Source organism: Kitasatospora sp. SolWspMP-SS2h (genome assembly GCF_003259315.1).
Classification (GTDB): Bacteria; Actinomycetota; Actinomycetes; order Streptomycetales; family Streptomycetaceae; genus Kitasatospora; species Kitasatospora fiedleri.
The window spans coordinates 60,893-80,888 of sequence record NZ_QLLT01000012.1; the positions used below are offsets into that span (position 1 = coordinate 60,893).

General features: G+C 74.8%; 19 protein-coding genes. 9 read left to right on the forward strand and 10 right to left on the reverse strand.

Annotation, left to right across the window (positions count from 1 at the left end; translation table 11 throughout):
- Positions 1 to 21 precede the first annotated feature (21 nt).
- Entirely contained in the window at positions 22 to 885 is an 864-nt protein-coding gene (locus K353_RS16435; protein WP_111554341.1) for a DUF5829 family protein, read from the reverse strand.
- A 263-nt stretch (positions 886 to 1,148) separates the two neighbouring features.
- Here K353_RS16435 and K353_RS16440 point away from each other — a divergent pair, with 263 nt between their 5' ends.
- The 5 genes from K353_RS16440 (at position 1,149) to K353_RS16465 (ending at position 6,420) form a co-directional block, all read left to right on the forward strand.
- Positions 1,149 to 1,925 (forward strand): AfsR/SARP family transcriptional regulator, encoded by a 777-nt coding sequence (locus K353_RS16440; protein ID WP_233533624.1) that lies wholly within the window; start codon positions 1,149 to 1,151, stop codon positions 1,923 to 1,925.
- 281 nt (positions 1,926 to 2,206) lie between these two features.
- Positions 2,207 to 3,208 carry a beta-ketoacyl-ACP synthase III gene (locus K353_RS16450; RefSeq protein ID WP_233533625.1) on the forward strand — a complete coding sequence of 334 codons (1,002 nt, stop codon included), beginning with the start codon at positions 2,207 to 2,209 and terminating at the stop codon, positions 3,206 to 3,208.
- A 93-nt stretch (positions 3,209 to 3,301) separates the two neighbouring features.
- Positions 3,302 to 3,550, forward strand: coding sequence for an acyl carrier protein (locus K353_RS16455; RefSeq protein WP_100835545.1), 249 nt, complete (start codon positions 3,302 to 3,304; stop codon positions 3,548 to 3,550).
- Positions 3,547 to 4,770 carry a beta-ketoacyl synthase gene (locus tag K353_RS16460; protein ID WP_111554344.1) on the forward strand — a complete coding sequence of 408 codons (1,224 nt, stop codon included), beginning with the start codon at positions 3,547 to 3,549 and terminating at the stop codon, positions 4,768 to 4,770. The genes K353_RS16455 and K353_RS16460 overlap by 4 nt, the downstream gene beginning before the upstream one ends.
- 78 nt (positions 4,771 to 4,848) lie before the next feature.
- Positions 4,849 to 6,420, forward strand: a complete 1,572-nt coding sequence (locus K353_RS16465; RefSeq protein ID WP_233533626.1) for a GMC family oxidoreductase — start codon at positions 4,849 to 4,851, stop codon at positions 6,418 to 6,420.
- Between the two features lie 64 nt (positions 6,421 to 6,484).
- On the opposite strand, the gene K353_RS16470 is transcribed toward K353_RS16465, so the two are convergent.
- Both K353_RS16470 and K353_RS16475 read right to left on the reverse strand, forming a co-directional pair.
- Positions 6,485 to 7,357, reverse strand: coding sequence for an LLM class F420-dependent oxidoreductase (locus K353_RS16470; RefSeq protein WP_158585419.1), 873 nt, complete (start codon positions 7,355 to 7,357; stop codon positions 6,485 to 6,487).
- The gene (locus tag K353_RS16475) at positions 7,354 to 8,310 is read right to left on the reverse strand and encodes a proline iminopeptidase-family hydrolase (RefSeq protein ID WP_111554346.1); all 957 of its coding nucleotides are present in this window, start codon (positions 8,308 to 8,310) and stop codon (positions 7,354 to 7,356) included. Before K353_RS16475 ends, K353_RS16470 begins: the two co-directional genes overlap by 4 nt.
- Before the next feature lie 202 nt (positions 8,311 to 8,512).
- Here K353_RS16475 and K353_RS16480 point away from each other — a divergent pair, with 202 nt between their 5' ends.
- From K353_RS16480 to K353_RS16490, 3 genes are all read left to right on the forward strand, one after another.
- Positions 8,513 to 9,544 carry an acetylserotonin O-methyltransferase gene (locus K353_RS16480; RefSeq protein ID WP_233533627.1) on the forward strand — a complete coding sequence of 344 codons (1,032 nt, stop codon included), beginning with the start codon at positions 8,513 to 8,515 and terminating at the stop codon, positions 9,542 to 9,544.
- 63 nt (positions 9,545 to 9,607) lie between these two features.
- A complete protein-coding gene (locus K353_RS16485) occupies positions 9,608 to 10,066 on the forward strand; it encodes a thioesterase family protein (RefSeq protein WP_100835549.1) in 459 nt (152 codons plus the stop codon).
- On the forward strand, positions 10,063 to 11,403 hold the full coding sequence (locus K353_RS16490; RefSeq protein ID WP_111554348.1) for an MFS transporter: 1,341 nt from the start codon (positions 10,063 to 10,065) through the stop codon (positions 11,401 to 11,403). The genes K353_RS16485 and K353_RS16490 overlap by 4 nt, the downstream gene beginning before the upstream one ends.
- Before the next feature lie 79 nt (positions 11,404 to 11,482).
- Here K353_RS16490 and K353_RS16495 read toward each other — a convergent pair whose 3' ends face one another.
- Positions 11,483 to 11,893 (reverse strand): Fur family transcriptional regulator, encoded by a 411-nt coding sequence (locus K353_RS16495; protein WP_111554349.1) that lies wholly within the window; start codon positions 11,891 to 11,893, stop codon positions 11,483 to 11,485.
- A gap of 192 nt (positions 11,894 to 12,085) precedes the next feature.
- Between K353_RS16495 and katG the strand changes: the two genes are divergently transcribed.
- Positions 12,086 to 14,308, forward strand: a complete 2,223-nt coding sequence (katG, locus tag K353_RS16500) for a catalase/peroxidase HPI (protein WP_111554350.1) — start codon at positions 12,086 to 12,088, stop codon at positions 14,306 to 14,308.
- A gap of 57 nt (positions 14,309 to 14,365) precedes the next feature.
- Here the strand turns inward: katG and ddaH are convergent, their stop codons facing one another.
- The 6 genes from ddaH to tsrT form a co-directional block, all read right to left on the reverse strand.
- Entirely contained in the window at positions 14,366 to 15,175 is an 810-nt protein-coding gene (gene ddaH / locus K353_RS16505) for a dimethylargininase (RefSeq protein ID WP_111554351.1), read from the reverse strand.
- Positions 15,176 to 15,266: 91 nt separating this feature from the next.
- Positions 15,267 to 16,619, reverse strand: coding sequence for an FAD-binding oxidoreductase (locus K353_RS16510; protein ID WP_111554352.1), 1,353 nt, complete (start codon positions 16,617 to 16,619; stop codon positions 15,267 to 15,269).
- Positions 16,616 to 16,972 (reverse strand): hypothetical protein, encoded by a 357-nt coding sequence (locus tag K353_RS16515; RefSeq protein WP_233533628.1) that lies wholly within the window; start codon positions 16,970 to 16,972, stop codon positions 16,616 to 16,618. Before K353_RS16515 ends, K353_RS16510 begins: the two co-directional genes overlap by 4 nt.
- Positions 16,960 to 17,310, reverse strand: a complete 351-nt coding sequence (locus K353_RS16520; RefSeq protein WP_100835555.1) for a cupin domain-containing protein — start codon at positions 17,308 to 17,310, stop codon at positions 16,960 to 16,962. The genes K353_RS16515 and K353_RS16520 overlap by 13 nt, the downstream gene beginning before the upstream one ends.
- Positions 17,311 to 17,382: 72 nt before the next feature.
- On the reverse strand, positions 17,383 to 18,060 hold the full coding sequence (locus K353_RS16525; protein WP_111554354.1) for a response regulator transcription factor: 678 nt from the start codon (positions 18,058 to 18,060) through the stop codon (positions 17,383 to 17,385).
- A gap of 157 nt (positions 18,061 to 18,217) precedes the next feature.
- Positions 18,218 to 19,945, reverse strand: a complete 1,728-nt coding sequence (gene tsrT, locus K353_RS16530; RefSeq protein ID WP_111554355.1) for a tryptophan 2-C-methyltransferase — start codon at positions 19,943 to 19,945, stop codon at positions 18,218 to 18,220.
- Positions 19,946 to 19,996 lie beyond the last annotated feature (51 nt).

Consider the following 19,996-nt stretch of genomic DNA (forward strand, 5'->3'; position numbering starts at 1 on the left):
GCCGGGCCGCCGCCGGGATATTCAGGACGCCGGGTCGAAAATCCACCGGGCGGTGCCCTGCGGTTCGAACAGGATTCGGGACGTGCCGTCGAAGTCGACGGATTCCGGGAGTTCGCCGGGGGCGGTTTCGGCCACGGACAACCGGATTTCCGCAATCCGGTCGGTGGTGCCCTCGCCGGCATTCAGGACCAGCTCGAAGTCCTCGCCGGAGAGCCGGATCGCGCCGTCCGCGGCGGCGGTCCGTTCGAAGCCCAGCGCGCCCAGCACCGCGGCCAGCCGCTCGGCCCGCTCGGGGCCGGTCTCCAGGGTCACCCCGGTCAGGTCACGCAGCAGCCGGCCGTCCTCGGCGGTGCCGAGCGAGGCGTCCAGGTAGTCGGCGCGGCGCATGGCGCCGTCGGGCCGGGGCACCGCCCCGAGGCTCTCGAAGTACTCCGGGGTGACCTCGTTGAGGAACAGCAGGATTCGGCTGCCCTCGCCCAGGTCGGCGTTGATCAGGTGGTACCAGGGCTGCTGCTCGCCGCTGCCGGGGTCGGCCCGGGTGACCAGTTGGTGCTGGTGGCGCAGGCCGGCCTCGTCCAGCAGCCGGTGCGCGACCGGCGAGGAGCCGGGCTCCTCGAAGGAGAAGACCAGACCGCCGGTGAGCGGCGAGGCGCTGGGCATCGGGCTGCCGAAGAGCTCGACCAGGGTGTTGCGGCCGGCCACGCCGAGCGTGGAGTACGAGCCGGCGACCGAGCTGTCGGCCACCTTGCGCTTGACCCGGCCGAGCCGGCCCTCGACGAAGCTGTTCGAATCGACGGCCGTCAGCACGTCCTCGCCGACCAGGACCATCACGTGGTCGATGCGCGGCACCGGGCGCTCGGCGCCGGAGGCGGATCCGCCTGTCATCGGTCTCCCCGATCTCGTTCCCGCCCTCGGCTTCCGTGTCCGGTCACCCACGGGCGGACCAGGCCATCTGGCCGGTCGAGTCTTGCATCGGGCTCCGTTCGAACACACCGGGGGAAAACCCTGGGGACCCCTGGGACGACCCTGGGTTCCACCCTGCCTCGGGAGGACCGGGCTTGACACCGCGTCGAATCCCGGGCGAGCATCCTTCCGGTCCGTTCGATTTGCGATTCGGGGGAACCGTGCAGATCAATCTCCTCGGTGCCGTGTCCGTCACCACCGGCGGCATTGACCGAACAATTCCCGCGAACCGGGTCCGCACACTCCTGGCCGTCCTGGCCCTGAATATCGGCCGGGTGGTCCCGCAGCAGGAACTGGCCGAGGAACTCTGGTCCGGCCGGCCCCCGGCCGGTGTCCCGAACGCGCTCCAGGCCGCCGCCACCCGGCTGCGCCGGGTGCTGGAGGGCCCGGCCCGCGAGCGCACCGGCGGGACGGCGCTGCGCTCCGTCCCGCACGGCTACCTGCTCGACCTGGACCGCGACTGCGTGGACGCCAACCGCTTCCTCGCGCTCACCGCGCAGGGCTCGGCGGCGCTCGCCGCGGAGCCCGGCCGGGCCCTCGGGCTGCTCCGCTCCGGCCTCCAGCTGTGGCGCGGCCCGGCCCTGGTGGACGTCGGCGACGGCCTGCGCTGCCGCTCGGCGGCGACGCTCTTCGAGGAGCGGCGGCTGACCGCCCAGGAGGACCTGGCCGAGGCGCTGCTCGCGGTCGGCGACGTCCGGCAGGCGGTCGCCGAACTGCGCCGGCTGACCGCGGCCCGGCCCTCCCACGAACGGTTCTGCGAACTGCTGATGGTGGCGCTGTACCGCTCCGGACGGCAGAGCGAGGCCCTGACCGCCTACCACCGCACCCGGCTGCGGCTGGACGAGGACTTCGGCCTGCGGCCGGGCGACGCCATGCAGCGCCGCTACGCCGAGATCCTCTCCCAGGACCCGGCGCTGCTCGGCCCGGCCGGCCACCGCGTCCCGGTGGCCGCGGCGGGCTGACCGGCTCCGCCCGCCCGACCCGCTCCACCCGCCCGACCCGCCGCACCGGCGCGACCGGCTCCACCGACCCGACCCGCTCCACCGATCCGACCCGCCGCACCGGCCCGACCTGCTCCACCGGCCACCGATGCCCGCCGGCGCCCGCGCGGTGCCCCGAACCGCCCGGTGCCGCCGCGACTTCCGCGTCCTCCGCGACTTCCGCCAAAGGAGCGTACTGCCATGACCTCGAACCGCCCCCGCCCGCCCGGCGGCCCCCGGTGACCCCGGCGACACCGGCGGCCGTGCTCTGCGGGATCGGCAGCTGCCTGCCCGCGCGCCGGGTCGGCAACGACGAGCTCGCCGGGGTGCTGGACACCTCCGACGAGTGGATCCGCTCGCGCACCGGCATCGGCAGCCGCCACTGGGCCGACCCGGACAGCGCGACCTCCGACCTAGCGGTCGGCGCGGGCCGGCGGGCGCTGGCCAGCTGCGCCCCCGAGGACCGGCCGGGGGTGGACGCGGTGGTGGTCGCCACCACCACCCCGGACCGCAGCTGCCCGGCCACCGCCCCGCTGGTGGCGGCCCGGCTGGGCCTGGGCCCGGTCGCCGCGTACGACGTGGCGGCGGTCTGCACCGGCTTCGTGTACGCGCTGGCCTCGGCGAGCGGCCTGATCGCCGCGGGCATCGCCGAGCGGGTCCTGGTGATCGGCGCGGACACCTTCTCCAGCATCCTCGACCCGGCCGACCGGACCACCTCGGTGATCTTCGGCGACGGCGCGGGCGCGGTGGTGCTGCGGGCCGGCCACCCGGACGAGCCGGGCGCGCTGGGCGCGTTCGACCTGGGCAGCGACGGGGACGGGTACGACCTGATCACCGTCCGCGGCGGCGGCTCCGAGCAGCACCTGTCGACGGCCGCCCCGGAGCCGGGGCGGGCGTACTTCACGATGGACGGCAAGGCGGTCTTCCGGCACGCGGTGGAGCGGATGTCGCGCTCCTCGCGCACCGTGCTGGACCGGGCCGGCTGGGAGCTGTCCGGCCTGGACTGGATGGTCGGCCACCAGGCCAACCGGCGCATCCTGGACCGGCTCGCCGACGACCTCGGGGTGCCGCGCGAGCGCTCGGTCGGCAACATCGCCGAGGTCGGCAACACCTCGGCGGCCTCGATCCCGCTCGCCCTGGACGACGCCCGCGGCGCCGGCCTGCTCAAGCCCGGCGACCGCGTCCTGCTGACCGCCTTCGGCGGCGGCCTCACCTGGGGCTCCGCCACCCTCACCTGGCCCGGACCGGACCGCTTCGTGTCCTGACGTTCCGTCAGTTCCCTTTCACCACGAGCACGTTCCCCACCCGCACGTTCCCTACCCGCACGTTCCGCATCCCGCGACGACGAAGGAGCCACCATGGCCACGATGTACGACACCCTCGCCGACCTGATGGTCGACCAGTTCCAGGTGGAGCGCTCGGAGATCCGGCCCGACGTCACCTTCGAGGACCTGGAGATGGACTCGCTGTTCCTGGTCGAGCTGCTGCTGGTGGTGCAGAAGGAGGTCGGGGTGCAGATCTCCGACGACGTCGCCACCCCCCGGGACACCATCGGCCGGGCCGCCGAGGCGATCGAGGAGCAGGTCGCCGCCGCGAAGGCGTCATGACCGGCACCCCGGTCGCGGTCACCGGTCTCGGCCTGGTCACTCCGGCCGGGATCGGTGCCGCGGCGAGCTGGCAGGGCGTGCTGGCGGGGGTCTCCGCCGCCCGGCGCGACCCCGCACTGGCCGGGCTGCCCGTGGACATCTCGTGCGCCGTGCCGGGCTTCGAACCGGCCAAGCACGTGGGGCGGCGCAGCTCGCTGATGCACGACCGGTTCACCCAGCTCGCCGTCACGGCCGCCCGCGAGGCGGTCCTGGACAGCGGGCTGGACACCGGGAGCTGGGACGCCGCCCGGGTCGGCGTGGTGATCGGCTGCGGGCTCGGCGGCGTCTCCACCTGGGAGAAGCAGCACCGCCGGATGCTCGACGACGGCCCGACCACGGTCTCCGCGCTGCTGATCCCGATGCTGGTGCCGAACATGGTGGCCGGCCACCTGGCGATGGAGTTCGGCGCGACCGGCCCCAACCTGGTGACCGCGACCGCCTGCGCCTCCGGCTCCACCGCCATCGGCATCGCCATGGGCCTGCTGCGCGACGGCAGTTGCGACGTGGTGATCGCCGGCGGCAGCGAGGCCGGGATCTCCCCGCTGATCGTCACCGGCTTCGCCCAGATGGGCGCGCTGTCCCGCCGCACCGACGACCCGGCGGCCGCCTCGCGGCCGTTCAGCCAGGACCGGGACGGCTTCGTGATCGGCGAGGGCAGCGGCATCCTGGTGCTGGAACGGGAGGCGGACGCCCGCGCCCGCGGCGCCCGGGTCCGGGCCCGGCTGCTGGGCTTCGGCGGCTCGGCGGACGCCCACCACATGACCGCCCCCGACCCGGAGGGCGTCGGCCAGGGCCGGGCGCTGACCTCGGCGCTCGCCGACGCGGGCGCCGCGCCGGACGAGGTCGACCACGTCAACGCGCACGGCACCTCGACGCCGCTGAACGACGTCGCCGAGGCCCGGCTGCTGGAGCGGGTGATCGGCACCGGCGCGTCCGTCACCTCGGTCAAGGGCGTGCTGGGCCACTCGCTGGGCGCGGCCGGCGCGGTGGAGGCCGCGCTGACGGTGCTCACCGTGGAGCACGCGACGGTGCCGCCGACCGCGAACCTGGAGCAGCCCGACCCCGAGATCAAGCTGGACCTGGTGGCCGGGGCGCCGCGTCCGCAGCAGGTCGGCCTGGCGGTGAGCAACTCCTTCGGGTTCGGCGGCCAGAACGCGGTCCTGGTGGTCGGCCGGGCCTGACCGCCCCGCCGACCGGGCCCCACCGACCGCCCCGCCGACCGGGCCCGACCGCCCCTCACACACAACGGAAATGGGACCGTGAGCGAGACCTTGGTCAACGACAGGACCGACAACAGGTACGACGTCATCGTGGTCGGCGCCGGCTCGGCCGGCTGCGCGGTCGCCGCCCGCTGCGCCGAGGCGGGCGCCCGGGTCCTGCTGCTGGAGGCGGGCGGCGCCGACACCAACCCGGCGATCCACGACCCGCGGCGCTTCGGCGAGCTGTGGTTCGGCCCGGAGGACTGGGCGTACCGCACCGCCGCCCAGCCGGGGGCGGCCGACCGGCAGCTGCACTGGCCGCGCGGCCGGGTGCTGGGCGGGTCGAGCTCGCTCAACGCCATGATCTGGGCCCGCGGCGCGGCGCTCGACTACGACCACTGGGCGTACCTCGGCAACGCCGGCTGGTCCTGGGCGGACGTGCTGCCGGTGTTCCGCCGGATCGAGGACTACGACACCGGCGGGGACGGGCTGCGCGGCGCGGGCGGCCCGGTGCCGGTGCTCACCGACTACCGGCCCGACCCGGTGCACCTGGCCTTCCTGGAGGCCGCCGGGAGCATCGGCGTCGAGCGCCAGGAGAACTACAACGACGGCCATCCGCACGGCATTTCGCAGATCCAGTTCACCATCGCGCAGGGCCGCCGGTTCAGCGCCGCCGCCGCGTACCTGCGCCGCCCGGGGGTGCCCGGGCCCGAGGTGCTGACGGGGGCGCGGGCCCGGCGGCTGCTGCTCCGGGACGGGCGCTGCACCGGCGTGGAGTGGGTGCGCGAGGGCCGGCTGGAGTCGGCCACCGCGGACGCCGAGGTGGTGGTCAGCGCGGGCGCGATCGAGTCGCCCCGGCTGCTGATGCTCTCCGGCATCGGCGACCCGGCCGAGCTGAAGGCGGTCGGGGTGGAGGTGGCGGCGGCCCTGCCCGGGGTCGGCCGGAACCTGCACGACCACCTGCTGGTGCCGGTGCTGTTCTCCACCGAGCGCGACCCGGGCCGCCCCTCCGAGGGGCTGGGCCCGGCCCAGACGCACCTGTTCTGGCACAGTGGCCCGGGCCTGCCCGGCCCCGACCTCCAGCCGCTGCACTTCCCCGTCCCGATGTACCTGCCCGGCATGTCCGGCCCGCCGACCGGCTTCACCCTCCAGGCGGGCCTGGTCCGGCCGGCCGGGCGCGGCTCGATCCGGCTGACCGGTGCCGAGCCGGAGGACGAACTGCTGATCGACCCGGGCGTGTTGAGCACCGCGGCGGACGTGGACCGGCTGGTCGCCGCGGTCGAGCTCTGCCGCGAGCTGGGCAACGCGGAGCCGCTGCGCACCGAGTGGGGGGCGCGCGAGCTGTACCCCGGCCCGGCGGGCTCCGGCGCGGAGCTGCGCGAGCACGTCCGGCGCACCGTCGGCACCTACCACCACCAGGTCGGCACCTGCCGGATGGGCGTGGACGCGGACGCGGTGGTCGACCCGCGGCTGCGGGTGCACGGGGTGGCGGGCCTGCGGGTCGCCGACGCCTCGGTCTTCCCGACGGTGACCACCGGCAACACGCACGCCCCCGCGCTGCTGGTGGGCGAGCGGGCGGCCGAGTTCATCGCGGCCGACCACGGCGCCGGGTGGGTGGGCGCGGCGAACTGACGGGTCGTCAGGCGAGCGGGGGCGGACCGGCGGCTGCCGGTCCGCCCCCGTCGCCGGTGGCGGGTCAGTGCGGGCGGGCGCCGATCAGCTCCGGGGCGTTGTGCTCGACCAGCTCCTCCAGTAGCGCGGTCTCCGGGTTGTACGGGGTGATCACCACCAGCCGGTGCACGCCGAGTTCGGCGTAGGCGCGGACGGTGTCCGGGTCGAGCGGCCGGGAGGGGGCGACGGTGATCCGCAGCGGCGGGCCCTGGCGGCCGACCTCGGCGGCGGCCTCGGCCAGCGAGCGCAGCTGCTCGGCGGTGGCGGCCGGACTCAGCCGGAAGCCGAACCACTCGTCGCCGTACCGGGCGGCCCGCCGGTGCGCGGCCCGGCTGTGGCCGCCGACCAGCAGCGGCACCGGGCGCTGCCGGGGGCGGGGGTGCGCGTCGACGCCCGCGAAGTCGACGAACTTGCCGTGCTGGGACGGGTGTTCGTCCTCCCAGAGCGAGCGGACGGCCCGCAGGTACTCGTCCATCTGGGCGCCGCGTTCGCGCACCGGGACGCCGAGGGCGCGCAGTTCGGGCTCCAGGTAGCCGACGGCGGTGCCGAACAGCAGGCGGCCGTCGCTGACCACGTCGAGCGAGGCGAGCTGCTTGGCCAGCACCAGCGGGTTGCGCTGCGGCAGCACGATGCAGCCGGTGCCGAGCCGGATCCGCTCGGTGCGGGCGGCGAGGTGGGTGAGCGCCACCAGGGGTTCGAGCAGCGGCTGGTCGGGCTCCAGCGGCGATTCGGGGGTGCGCGGGGCCGGCAGCACGACGTGGTCGGCGGCCCACAGCGACTCGTAGCCGAGCCGCTCGGCGCGGCGGGCGAGGCGGGTGGCCGTGGCCGGGTCGGCGAACGGGCCCAGGTTGGCGCCGAACAGCCCGACGACGGGCGGGGCGGGTACGGAGTCGATCACGGGGTGGGTGTTCCCTCGACCCGGGCCAGGAACACCTCCACCGCGGCCCGGAAAGCGGCCGGCTCCTCCAGGTGCGGCAGGTGGCCGGAGGCGCCGAACTCCAGCCGCCAGGCGCGCGGCAGGCCGCGGTAGAGCGCGTCGGCGACCTCCGGGACGACCTGGTCGTACCGGCCGGAGACCACCAGCGCGGGCAGGTCGACCGCGGCCAGCCGGTCGGTGACGTCCCAGTCCCGCAGGCTGCCGGTCATGCTGAACTCGCTCTCCCCCATCATCGTCCGGTACACCGTGGGGTCCTCGGCCATCGCGGCCATGGTGCGGCGCAGCGCCTCGGGCGCGGGCCCGGCCCGGTAGACGTGCCGCCGGTAGAACGCGGTCATCGCCTCCCCGTACGCGGCCGGGTCGACCGGCTCGCCCGCCTCGTGCCGCGCCAGCACCTCGCGCTGCCCAGCGGGCAGTCGGGCCAGCAGCCCGGCGACGCCGCGGACGTAGGCGGGCGAGGAGGCGAAGGTGTCGGCCAGCACCAGCGCGCGCAGGCCGGCGGGCCGGGTCAGCGCGGTCTCCAGGGCGAGCATGCCGCCCCAGGAGTGGCCGAGCAGGTGGAAGCCGCCGGACAGGCCCAACGCGTCGGCCAGGGCGTGCAGTTCCTCGACGAACAGCTCGGGGGTCCAGAACCCGGCGGGCGCCTCGGGGCGGTGCCCGGAACGGCCGACGCCGTACTGGTCGTAGAGCACGCAGGGCCGGCCGGCGGCGGCGAGCGCCTCGGCGAGCGGCACCAGGTAGTCGTGGGTCATGCCGGGGCCGCCGTGGCAGAGCACCAGCGGCGCCCGGCCGCCGTCGCCCCCGCCGTCACCGGGGAGGCCGCCGGGGTGGCCCCCGACCACCCGGTACCAGGTGCGGCCCCGGCGCCACTCCAGCAGGTTGCCGTCCTCGTCCCGCCGCGTCGACTCCGCCATGTCGGACCCCCGTTCGATGGTCCGGACATCATCGCGACCGACCCTGACCGGAGGCTGACCGCGCCCTGACCGCCGGGGTGGCGGGGGGTGCGGTCAGCCTCCGGTCAGCCCCCGGTCAGGCGCTGCTGGCACGATGTCGGCCGGCCGTCTGACGTGCGGCGGCCGGTTGTCCGCCGCCCGTGCGAGCAGTCCGGAGGAGCCCGTGAACGAGGTCCGTCCCCCCCAGCCCGAGGAGATCGGTGCCGCGGTCCGCCAGGTGCTCGGCGACTCGCTCGGCTACCTGTACCCGGCCGCGCTGCGGGTCGCGGTCCGGCTGGGCCTGCCCGACCTGCTGCTGTCCGGCCCGCAGAGCGCCGAGCAGCTGGCCAAGACGGTCGGCGCGGACGCCCCGTCGCTGTACCGGGTGCTGCGCTTCCTGGCCACCCGCGGCCTGTTCCGCGAGGACGAGGCGGGCGCCTTCCACCTGACCCCGGCCGCGCACGTGCTGCGCTCCGACGTCCCGTACTCGGTGCGCAGCACCGCGCTGCTGCTGACCGACCGGATGTACTGGGAGTCCACCGGCCGCCTGGAGCAGACCGTCCGGGACGGCCGCACCGCCTTCGACGGGATCTTCGGCGCCCCGCTCTTCGACCACCTGGCCGCCGTCCCCGAGGACGCCGAGACCTTCAACCGGGGCATCGCCGACCTGTCGGTGATCGAGCAGGGCGGCATCGCCGACAGCTACGCGTTCCCGGCCGAGGGCACCGTGGTGGACGTCGGCGGCGGCCCCGGCGGCTTCCTGCGCACCGTGCTGACCCGCCACCCGGGCCTGCGCGGCGTGCTGTACGAGCAGGCGTCGGTGCTGGCCGGGCACGAGCTGGACGACCCGGCGATCGAAGGCCGCTGGGAGACCGCCGAGGGCGACTTCTTCAGCACCGCTCCGGGCGGCGGCGACCTGTACGTGCTCAAGCGGGTGCTGCACGACTGGGACGACGAGCACTGCCTGCGCATCCTGCGCGCGGTGCGCGAGGCGATGCCGGAGCACGCCCGGCTGCTGATCGTCGACGCGGTGGTCCCGGCCGGCAACGACCCGCACCCCGGCAAGCTCTACGACATCGCCATGATGACCATCTTCGACGGCAAGGAGCGCACCGAGCCGGAGTTCGACGCCCTGCTGGCGGCCACCGGCCTGCGCCGGACCCGGACCGTCCCGACGCCGGGCACGGTGTCGATCGTCGAGGCCGTCCGGGCCTGACCCGGGGCCCTCCGCTCCGCCACTGCGCCGTTCCGCCGTTCCGCCGCCGTCCAGGGAGACGCGATGCCCACTCAGCAGGACCCGGGGACCCCGGAGAGCGCCGGTCCGCCGCGCGGCCGGACCGAACCGGTCTTCGTGCACTTCGACGACCTCGACGCGATGGGGTTCGTCCACAACTCCCGCTACCCGGTGCTGCTGGAGCACGCGCTGACGGTGTTCTGGGCCCGCGAGGGCTTCACCTTCACCGACGGCCGCTACAGCCGGCCGGACGTGTTCCTCGCGGTCGCCGAGTTCGCGATCTCCTACCGCAGCCCGATCCGCGGCATCGGCGAGGTCGGCGTGCACTTCTGGATCTCCCGGCTCACCGACAGCACCGCCGAGTACGGCTTCCGGGTGCTGTCCGCCGACGGCGGCACGGTGCACGCCGAGGGCCGCCGGGTGCACGTGCGGATCGACCGCGAGACCTTCCGACCGACCTCCTGGACACCGGAGTTCCACACCGTGGCGAAGACCCTGCTGTGACCGGACACCGTACCGACGCCGGGCCCGCCGCCCCCGCCGACACCGCCCTCGCCGCCCCGGCCGACGCCCCCGCTGCCGGGCCCGCCGCGCCGTCGCCGGAGCGGGTGGGCCGCGGCTTCGTCGCGGGCATCGCGCTCGCCTCGCTGGGCCTGTGGGCCGCCCTGTACACGCCCGTCCAGGTGCTGCTGGCCCGGCAGCTGGAGGTGGTCTCCCCCGGCCACAAGGAAGCCTCGCTGGCCCTGGTGACCGGGATCGGCGCCCTGGTCGCGCTGGTCGCCAACCCACTGGTGGGCGCCCTGTCCGACCGGACCGCCTCGCGGTTCGGCCGGCGCGGGCCGTGGCTGGCGGGCGGCAGCCTGCTGGGCGCGGCGGGCCTCGGGCTGCTCGCCGGGCAGCACACGGTGGCCGGGCTCGTGGCGGGCTGGGTGCTCGTCCAGCTGGGCCTGAGCGCGGCGCAGGCCGCGCTGGTCGCGGTGGTGCCGGCCCGGGTGCCGGTCTCCCAGCGGGCCGTGGTGAGCGCCTGGGTGGGGGCCACCCAGCCGCTGGCGGTGCTGGTCGGCACCGCCGCGGTGACCGGCCTGGCGAGCGACGCGGCCGGCTACCTGGTGCTGCTCGTCCTGCTGCTGGCGGCCCAGCTGCCCTTCCTGCGCTCCCTGCGCGAGGCCCCGGCCAAGGCGGCGGCGGAGCGGGGCCCGGCGGCGGGCGGCCGGACCGGGCCGCGCGCCCTGCTGCGCTCCTTCCTGATCAGCCCGCGCCGCCACCCGGACTTCGCGCTGGCCTGGCTGACCCGGCTGCTGATCCAGCTCGGCAACGCCACCGGCACCCTCTACCTGCTGTACTTCCTGCGCGACCGGATCCACTACGAGACGCTCTTCCCGGGCCGCAAGGCCGAGCAGGGCCTGCTGGTGCTGGTCGGCCTGTATTCGGTGGGCATCGTGCTGGCGGCCTTCGCGGGCGGCGTCGTCTCGGACCGGATCGGCCGCCGCAAGGCCCCGGTGACGGCGGCCGGCCTGGTCATCGCGGTGGGCGCCGGACTGCTGGCGGCGGTGCCGACCTGGCCGGTGGCGATCGTCGCGGCGGCGCTGTTCGGGCTCGGCTACGGCGTGTACGTCTCGGTCGACCAGGCGCTGATCACCGAGGTCCTGCCGGACCCGGAGACCTACGGCAAGGACCTGGGCGTGATCAACGTGGCGGCGGCGCTCCCCCACGTGCTCGGCCCGGCGATCGCCGCCCTGCTGGTCACCCACCTGGGCGGCTACCCGGCCCTGTTCGGCACCACGGCGGTGCTCAGCGCCCTCGGCGCGGTCCTGGTCCAGCGCATCCGCGGCGTCCGCTGAACCGGCGCCCACCGGGACGGCGCCCGCCGAGCTACGGACGGGCGGGCGTACGGCCGGGCCCGGGCGGGCGGGGGCCGGGTCAGGCGCAGTCGGGGCAGAGGCCGCGGTAGGTGACCTCGGCGGTGGCGAGGGTGAAGCCGAAGCGTTCGGCGGCGGGGAGGGCGGCGAGCGGGTCGCCGGTGGGGTGGACGTCGCGGACGGTGCCGCAGCCGGAGCAGACCAGGTGCTGGTGGGGCTGGTGGGCGTTGGGGTCGTAGCGCTTGGCGCGGCCGTCGGTGGCGACCTCGAGGACCTCACCGAGGGTGACCAGTTCGCCGAGCGTGTTGTAGACGGTGGCGCGGGAGATCTCGGGGAGGCGGTCGGCGGCGCGGGCGTGCACCTCGTCCGCGGTGAGGTGGACGTGGTCGCCGTCGAGCACCTCGGCGACCACCCGGCGCTGGGAGGTCAGCCGCCAGCCGCGGGCCCGCAGTCGTTCCAGCAGGTCACTCATCTCGTTCACTCCATCAGCTCAACATTCGCCCGAACTGTACAGCGGGTGTCGCCGGACACCCGATTCGAGCGGGACCACCACCCGATTGACCATGTTCTTGACTTAGACTTCGTCTATCTTAGGATCTGTTCCGGCGAACAGCCAAGGTGCCCGTCGCAGAACGTGATCCGCCCGACCCGGAGGGACGTCCCCATGCCCGAGAACGACGACGCCATCGTCACCGACCCCAAGTCCGAGGGTGCGGGCGGCTGCCCGGTCGCGCACGGCCGGGCCGCCCATCCGACCCAGGGCGGCGGCAACCAGCAGTGGTGGCCGCGCCGGCTGAACCTGAAGATCCTGGCGAAGAACCCGGCGGTGGCGAACCCGCTGGGCGCGGACTTCGACTACCCGGCGGCCTTCGCCTCGCTCGACCTGCCGGCCGTCAAGCGCGACATCGAGACGGTGCTGACCACCTCGCAGGACTGGTGGCCGGCCGACTTCGGCCACTACGGCCCGCTGATCGTCCGGATGGCCTGGCACAGCGCCGGCACCTACCGGATCACCGACGGCCGCGGCGGCGCGGGCGCCGGCCAGCAGCGCTTCGCCCCGCTCAACTCCTGGCCGGACAACGCCAACCTGGACAAGGCCCGCCGCCTGCTCTGGCCGGTGAAGCAGAAGTACGGCCAGGCGCTGTCCTGGGCCGACCTGCTGATCCTGTCGGGCAACGTGGCGCTGGAGTCGATGGGCTTCGAGACCTTCGGCTTCGGCGGCGGCCGGGCGGACGTCTGGGAGGCCGACGAGGACGTGTACTGGGGCCCGGAGACCACCTGGCTGGGTGACGAGCGCTACACCGGGGACCGCCACCTGGAGGAGCCGCTGGGCGCCGTCCAGATGGGCCTGATCTACGTCAACCCGGAGGGCCCCAACGGCAACCCGGACCCGGTCGCGGCGGCCCGCGACATCCGCGAGACCTTCCGCCGGATGGCGATGAACGACGAGGAGACCGTCGCGCTGATCGCCGGCGGCCACACCTTCGGCAAGACCCACGGCGCGGGCCCGGCGGACAACGTCGGCGACGACCCCGAGGGCGCGGCGCTGGAGGAGCAGGGCCTGGGCTGGAAGAGCAGCTACGGCTCCGGCAAGGGCGCCGACGCGATCACCTCCGGCCTGGAGGTGACCTGGACGAACACGCCCACCGCCTGGGACAACTCCTTCTTCGAGATCCTGTTCGGCCACGAGTGGGAGCTGACCAAGTCCCCGGCCGGCGCGCACCAGTGGAAGCCGAAGGACGGCGCCGGCGCGGGCACCGTGCCGGACGCCTTCGACCCGGCCAAGAAGCACGCCCCGCAGATGCTCACCACCGACCTGTCGCTGCGCTTCGACCCGGTGTACGAGCAGATCTCCCGCCGCTTCCTGAACGACCCGGCGGCGTTCGCGGACGCCTTCGCCCGGGCCTGGTACAAGCTGACGCACCGCGACATGGGCCCGGTCGTCCGCTACCTCGGCCCCGAGGTCCCGTCCGAGGAACTGCTCTGGCAGGACCCGCTGCCGGCCGCCCAGGGCGAGCCGGTCGACGCGGCGGACGTGGCGGCGCTCAAGGCGAAGCTGCTGGACTCCGGTCTGACCACCGCCCAGCTGGTGTCCACCGCGTGGGCCTCGGCGGCGTCCTTCCGCGGCAGCGACAAGCGCGGCGGCGCGAACGGCGCCCGGGTCCGGCTGGAGCCGCAGCGCGGCTGGGAGGTCAACGACCCGGAGCAGCTGGCGCAGGTGCTGCGGGTGCTGGAGGGCGTGCAGCAGGAGTTCAACGCGCGGGGCGGCAAGCAGGTCTCGCTGGCCGACCTGATCGTGCTGGGCGGCACCGCGGCGGTCGAGCGGGCCGCGAAGGAGGGCGGCGTCGAGGTCGAGGTGGGCTTCCGCCCGGGCCGGGTGGACGCCACCCAGGAGAAGACCGACGTCGAGTCGTTCGCCGCGCTGGAGCCGCAGGCCGACGGGTTCCGCAACTACCAGGGCAAGGGCACCCGGCTGCCGGCCGAGTACCTGCTGGTGGACCGGGCCAACCTGCTGAACCTGTCCGCCCCCGAGCTGACCGTCCTGGTCGGCGGCCTGCGGGTGCTGGGCGCCAACACCGGCGGCTCGCAGCACGGCGTGCTCACCGAGCGCCCGGGCACGCTGTCCAACGACTTCTTCGTCAACCTGCTGGACCTGGGCACCGTCTGGGCCCCGGTCGCCTCCGACCACACGGTGTACGAGGGCCGGGACGCCTCCGGCGCGGTGAAGTGGACCGGCACCCGGGCCGACCTGGTGTTCGGCTCCAACTCGGAGCTGCGGGCGCTGGCCGAGGTGTACGCCTCGGACGACGCCAAGGAGAAGTTCGTCGAGGACTTCGCCGCCGCCTGGACGAAGGTCATGGAGCTGGACCGCTTCGACCTGGCGTGAGGGTGAGCCGGCGGAGGGCCCGGACCGCACCGGCGGTCCGGGCCCTCCGCCGTGCCGTCAGCGGCGCAGCTCCAGGGTGCAGCACTTGACCGCGCCGCCGGCCCGGAGCAGTTCGGTCAGGTCGACGCCGATCGGGGTGAAGCCGCGTTCGCGCAGCCGCTCGGCCAGGCCGACGGCGGCCTCCGGGAGGACGACGTGCGCGCCGTCGGAGACCGCGTTCAGGCCGAACACCCGGGCGTCGTCGGCGTCGGCCAGCAGCGCGTCGGGGTAGAGGCGCTCCAGGACCGCCCGGGAGGCGGCGTCGAAGGCCGGCGGGTGGTACATGATCTCGGTGTCGCTGAGCACCGCGAGCGCGGTGTCCAGGTGGTAGTAGCGGGGGTCGACCAGCCGCAGGGTGACCACCTCGCGGCCGAGGAACTCGCGGGCCTCGGCGTGCGCGGCGGTCTCGGTGCGGAAGCCGGTGCCGGCCAGGACGCGCTCGCCGGCCACCAGCAGGTCGCCCTCGCCCTCGTTGGTCCGCTCGGCGTCCTTGACCCGCCAGCCGCGCTCGCGGAACCAGTCGGCGTACGCGGGGCCCTCGGCGGCCCGTTCGGGGTGGCGGAAGCGGGCGCCGAGCACCCGGCCGTCGAGCGTGGTGGCGCCGTTGGCGGCGAACACCATGTCGGGCAGGCCGGGCAGCGGCTCGATCAGCTCCACGGTGTGGCCCAGGCGCCGGAACAGCGCGTGCAGCTGGTCCCACTGGGCCAGCGCGGTGCCGGTGTCGGTGGGCTTGGCCGGGTCCATCCACGGGTTGATGGAGTAGTCGACGGTGAAGTGCGCGGGCCGGCACATCAGGTAGTGGCGCGGGGTCGCGGTTCGCGGCGACACGGTGGTGTCTCCTTCCGGGGCGGGACGGAACGGCCGACGGTCGGTCGGGGGCGTTCCGTGCGCGGGCACGTGCGGTTCCGCACGTGCGGTTTCAGCTGCCGATGGACTGCGGGAAGGCGAACAGCCGGTCCGGGTCGTGGCGCTGCTTGGTGGCCACCAACCGGGGGTAGTTGGCACCGTGGTAGGCGTCGCGCCAGCCCCGCAGGTCCGGATCGGTGAAGTTCAGGTAGGCGCCGCCGGTCGCGTGCGCGGCGATCAGGTGGTCGAGTCCGGCCAGCCAGTCCAGGTGCGGGGCCGGGTCCTCGCCCGGCAGCCAGGAGGTGTCCAGGCTGACCAGGTACTGCGCGTCGCGGTGGACGAAGGCGGTGGCCGCCGGGTCGACCCGGTTGATCGCCCCGCCCCAGCCGAACAGCGCGAACCCGCAGCCGTCGGCGTTGCCGCCGGGCGGCGCGGCGGCCAGGTGCGCCAGCGCGGCGGCCAGTGCGGCGGGCGGCAGCGGGCGGGCCGCGAAGTGGGTGCGGACGGCGAACGCGCCGCCGCTGGTCTCGTGCCGCAGGTGGTCCATCGCGTCCCAGAAGGCCCGGTCGGCGATCTCCGCGCGCAGCGGCGGCCCGGCGGCGAACGCCGGGGCGAGCAGCGCGCGCAGCTCGGCGGCCGGGCCCAGGTGCAGGCCGACGGTGGAGACCAGGGTCCGGCCGCCGGAGGTGGCGACGCCCAGCCGCAGCGAGGTCTCCTCGGGCGCGGTGAGCATCAGCTCCTGGACGGCCGGCAGCACGTGCTCGGCGTGCTCGGCCTCCCAGAGCAGCAGGCAGGTGGACGCGGCGGGGGCCTCGACGGCCTGGAAGGTCAGGTCGAGGTTGATCCCGAAGTTGCCGCCGCCACCGCCCCGGCAGGCCCAGTACAGGTCCTCGTTGCGGTCCGCGTCGCAGGTCAGGACGGTGCCGTCGGCGGTGGCCAGGGTGGTGGCGCGCAGCGTGTCGGCGGTCAGTCCGAACCGGCGGGAGGTGGCGGCGGAGCCGCCGCCGAGCGCCAGCCCGGCGATCCCCACCCCGGCGCCGTTGCCGAGCGGCAGCGCGAGGCCGTGCGGGCGCAGCGCGGCGTACAGCGCGCCGGTCAGCACGCCGCCGCCGACGGTGACCCGTCCGGTCGCCGGGTCGACGGTGATCGCGTCGAGGGCCCGCAGGTCCACCACCAGGCCGGAGTTGACGGAGTTCCCGGCGTACGAGTGCCCGCCGCCGCGCGGCACGATCGGCACCGCGTGGTCGCGGGCCCAGTTGATGGCCCGCAGCACGTCCGGCGGGCCGGCGGCCCGCAGCACGGCGGTGGGCGTGCGGTCGGCCCAGCGTTCGTTGAAGGCCGCGGAGGACTCGTGGAAGGCGCCGTCCCCGGGGCGCAGCAGCGGGCCGGCGGTGTGCTTGTCGAGCAGCGCCCAGTCGGCGGTCACGGGGCGATCTCCTCGATGGTGGAGGTGCCGGTGCCGGGGGTGGGGCCGTAGCGCTCCCAGGTCTCGTGCAGGCGGATGCGGCCGTCGGGGGTGAGGGTGGGGGTGTTGTGGGTGCGGCCGCAGACGATCTGGCCGTCGGTGAGGACGAAGGTGTAGCCCATGGCGAGGGTGCCGTCGGGCTGGCGGGTGCCGGCGGTCCAGCCGCGCTGGACGGTGCCGCCGGTGACCTCGCCCCAGACCAGGTCGCCCTGCTGGTGGTAGACGGCGACGGTGCGGCGGTCGCCGTCGGGGGCGTGGAAGCGGCGGCCGTCGTAGTCGAGCGGGGCGGGGTGGCGGGGGTTCACGCCTGCCACCAGATGGCGTAGTAGGCGAAGTCGGTGTCGTGCGGGTTGGCGACGGCGTGGTCGGTGTCGGCGGGGAGCAGGACGAGGTCGCCGGCGGCGATGGGGTGGCTGCCGTCGGCGGTGCGGACCTCGCCGCGGCCGCTCATGCAGATGAAGAGTTCGCGTTCGGTGTGCTGGTGGGTGTCGGTGAGGTCGCCGGGGCGCAGCACGCACCAGGCGCCGTGGAAGGGGGTGGTCAACTCGCCCCAGGGGTGCAGGAGTTTCAGGTCGAGTCCGTGGGCGCGTTCGAGCTGCCGGGGTTCCTGGCGGCGGATCACCAGGCCGGGCGGCGGGCCGTTCTCGGGCATGGCGGGGCTCCGTTCGGCGGAGGCGGTGGCAAAGGGGCGGAGGTGGGGGTGGGGAGGGCGCGGGTCGGCGGGTCAGCGGGCCGCGGCGGCGTGGCCGAGGCCGGCGTCGCGGGCGAGGACCAGGGCCTGGGCGCGGTCGGCGACGCCGAGCTTGCCGAGGATGCCGGAGATCCGGTTGCTGACCGTCTTGGAGGCGAGGGCGAGTTCCCGGGCGATGAAGGTGTTGGAGCGCCCGGCGGCGAGGTGTTCGAGGACCTCGCGCTCGCGGTCGCTGAGCTGCGGGAACGGGTAGCTGCGCGGGCGCGGGCCGACGCCGATCAGGGTGCCGAGCCGGGCCGCGATGGCGCGGTCGAGGATGGCCTCGCCCGCGCCGACGGCGTGGATGCCGCGGACGATCTGGTCGGCGGTGGCGCGTTTGACCAGGTAGCCGCGGGCGCCGGCGTGGAAGGCGGCGGCGACGGCCTTGTCGTCGTCGAGGGGACTGAACACCAGGACGCCGGTCTCGGGGGTGAGCCGGAGCACCTGGCTGATCATCCGCATGCCGGTGCCCTCGTCCATCTGCGGGTCGAGGACCAGCACGTCGGGCCGGTGCCGGGAGGTCGCGGCGAGCACTTCGCCGGTGGTGCCGGCCTCGCCGACCACCGCCGCGCCGCCGCCGGACTCCACCATGGAGCGGACGCCCTGGCGGACGGCGGGCTGGGCGTCCGCGAGCAGCACGGTCAGCGGTGCGGTGGTCCCGTGCTGGTTCATCGTCCCCTCGCGGCGTGTGGTGGTGCGGCGGGTGGTGCGCGGCGTGACAGCGGCGTGGCAGCGGTGCGGCGGCGGTGCGGCGGCGGATGATCACGGGTAGTGACGATTCCGTTATCTCATCATGATCCGATCAAACCGGCACCTCAAGTGCGCAATGTCATACAGGAGTTGGCAGATGTGACGATTGGGCGGCGGCTTCCCGGGCCTTGCGCATGATCTCCTCCCGGCCGCGCCAGTGCGACCAGAAGGCGCCGGTGTAGCCGAGCCCGCCCAGGCTGGTGAGGAAGGGGTTGTCGGCGTAGTTGTTGTCGTGCTCGCTCATGCCCTCGACGGTGGGCAGCATGACCCGGTGGTGGTCGGCCGGGTCGATCAGCGCCCACAGGTCGGTGACCGCGCCGTGCCAGCGCTCGGCCGGGTCGGCGGCCCGGGCCGGGTCGGGCAGCAGGTCGGGCGAGAAGTAGCAGACCAGCCGGAAGTTGCCGTGCTCGTCGAACATGAACTGCCGCTCGTACTCGGCCGGGGAGGCGCACATCCGCAGCGGCTTGAGCACGATCGGGCCGTCGGCGGTGTTGGACTGGAGGCCGGGGACGGTGCGCACGCCCGCGCACCGCTCGGCGATGTCGATGCCCATCGGGGTGTACGGGAACAGCCGCAGGCCGAGCGAGAAGCCGGTGACGGTGGCGTCCAGCGCCATGAAGGCGTCCACGCAGGCGCGGACCGTCTCGGGGGTCTCCCCCGGCATGCCGAACAGCGCCTCGACCATGGTGAGGATGCCGCGCTCGTGGCACAGCCGCACCAGCCGCTCGGTGTCGGCGAAGGTGTAGTAGGTGCCGCCCTTCTCGGTGACCTTCCAGCCGCTGAGCACCTCGGGGCGGATGTGGTCGCTGCCCACGTTGACGCCCCGGCAGCCGGCCGCGGCCAGCAGGTCGGCGAACTCCTCGTCGAACGGGCTGGGCTGGCAGTAGACCCAGAGCCGCAGCTGGTTGAGCGGGTTGTCCGGGTCGGCGTGCCGGCGCCGGACGATCTCCCGCAGCAGGTTCTTGGCGTGCGCGATGGACAGGTTGAACTCGCTGTCGGTGGTGTGCTGGTCCAGGATGCCCTGGGCCGCCAGCGACTCCATCTCGTCGACCACCGAGGCGAGTTCGCGCTGCCCGTAGCGGGTGCCCTTGGCGTCGGGCTCGACGCAGTGCGAGCAGCGGTAGGCGCAGCCGTTCTTGGTCAGGATCGAGCCCAGGCCGCCGCGCCGGTAGTACTCCAGGTTGTCGACCCGGCGCGGCACGCCGGAGCGCCGCCGGTACACCGAGAGCCGGTCGACCTGCCAGACCCGGGGCTCGAACTGCCCGGTGGCCTCGGCGGGTTGGGGCTTGCCGTGGCGGACGGTGAGGACGGCGGGCGGCACCCGGACGGCGCCGCGCGCGGTGTTGCGGATCAGGCCGGGGATGCCGGCGGTGTCGCGGCCCTCGGCGACCGCGGCGGCCAGCTCGCAGAGGATCTTCTCGCCGGGGCCCTTCACGCCGTAGTCGATGCCGAAGTACTCGACCAGCGCGAACGGCATGGTGGAGAAGCCGATCCCGCCGCCGACCACGGGGGCGTCGGTGTGCCGGCGGATCTCGGTGATGATCTCCCGGTGCTCGCCGACGAACGGGCGCTGCTCGAAGGCGTACACGGTGTCGGTGTTGCGGACGGTCACCCCGACCAGCATCGGGGAGCGCTCGGCGAAGTACTCGTGCAGGCAGGCTTTCCAGTCGTCGCGGCGGAAGGTCAGGTCGAGCACCTCCACCTCGAAGCCGTCGTCCTCCAGCGCGGTGGTGAGCACGTCGAGGGCGTACGGCGCGATCGGCGGATGCACCTTGTTCGGGTTGACCAGCAGGACGAGTCTGCTCATCGGGGTTCCCTCCCTTGGGGGTTGGCGGCGGGGAGTTCAACTGCGGCGGGG

Coding starts and splice junctions, on each gene's coding strand:
- K353_RS16435 (WP_111554341.1), bottom strand. CDS start 885: ATGACAGGCGGATCCGCCTCCGGCGCCGAGCGCCCGGTGCCGCGCATC.
- K353_RS16455 (WP_100835545.1), top strand. CDS start 3,302: ATGGCCACGATGTACGACACCCTCGCCGACCTGATGGTCGACCAGTTC.
- K353_RS16460 (WP_111554344.1), top strand. CDS start 3,547: ATGACCGGCACCCCGGTCGCGGTCACCGGTCTCGGCCTGGTCACTCCG.
- K353_RS16475 (WP_111554346.1), bottom strand. CDS start 8,310: ATGGCGGAGTCGACGCGGCGGGACGAGGACGGCAACCTGCTGGAGTGG.
- K353_RS16485 (WP_100835549.1), top strand. CDS start 9,608: ATGCCCACTCAGCAGGACCCGGGGACCCCGGAGAGCGCCGGTCCGCCG.
- K353_RS16495 (WP_111554349.1), bottom strand. CDS start 11,893: ATGAGTGACCTGCTGGAACGACTGCGGGCCCGCGGCTGGCGGCTGACC.
- katG (WP_111554350.1), top strand. CDS start 12,086: ATGCCCGAGAACGACGACGCCATCGTCACCGACCCCAAGTCCGAGGGT.
- K353_RS16520 (WP_100835555.1), bottom strand. CDS start 17,310: ATGCCCGAGAACGGCCCGCCGCCCGGCCTGGTGATCCGCCGCCAGGAA.
- K353_RS16525 (WP_111554354.1), bottom strand. CDS start 18,060: ATGAACCAGCACGGGACCACCGCACCGCTGACCGTGCTGCTCGCGGAC.
- tsrT (WP_111554355.1), bottom strand. CDS start 19,945: ATGAGCAGACTCGTCCTGCTGGTCAACCCGAACAAGGTGCATCCGCCG.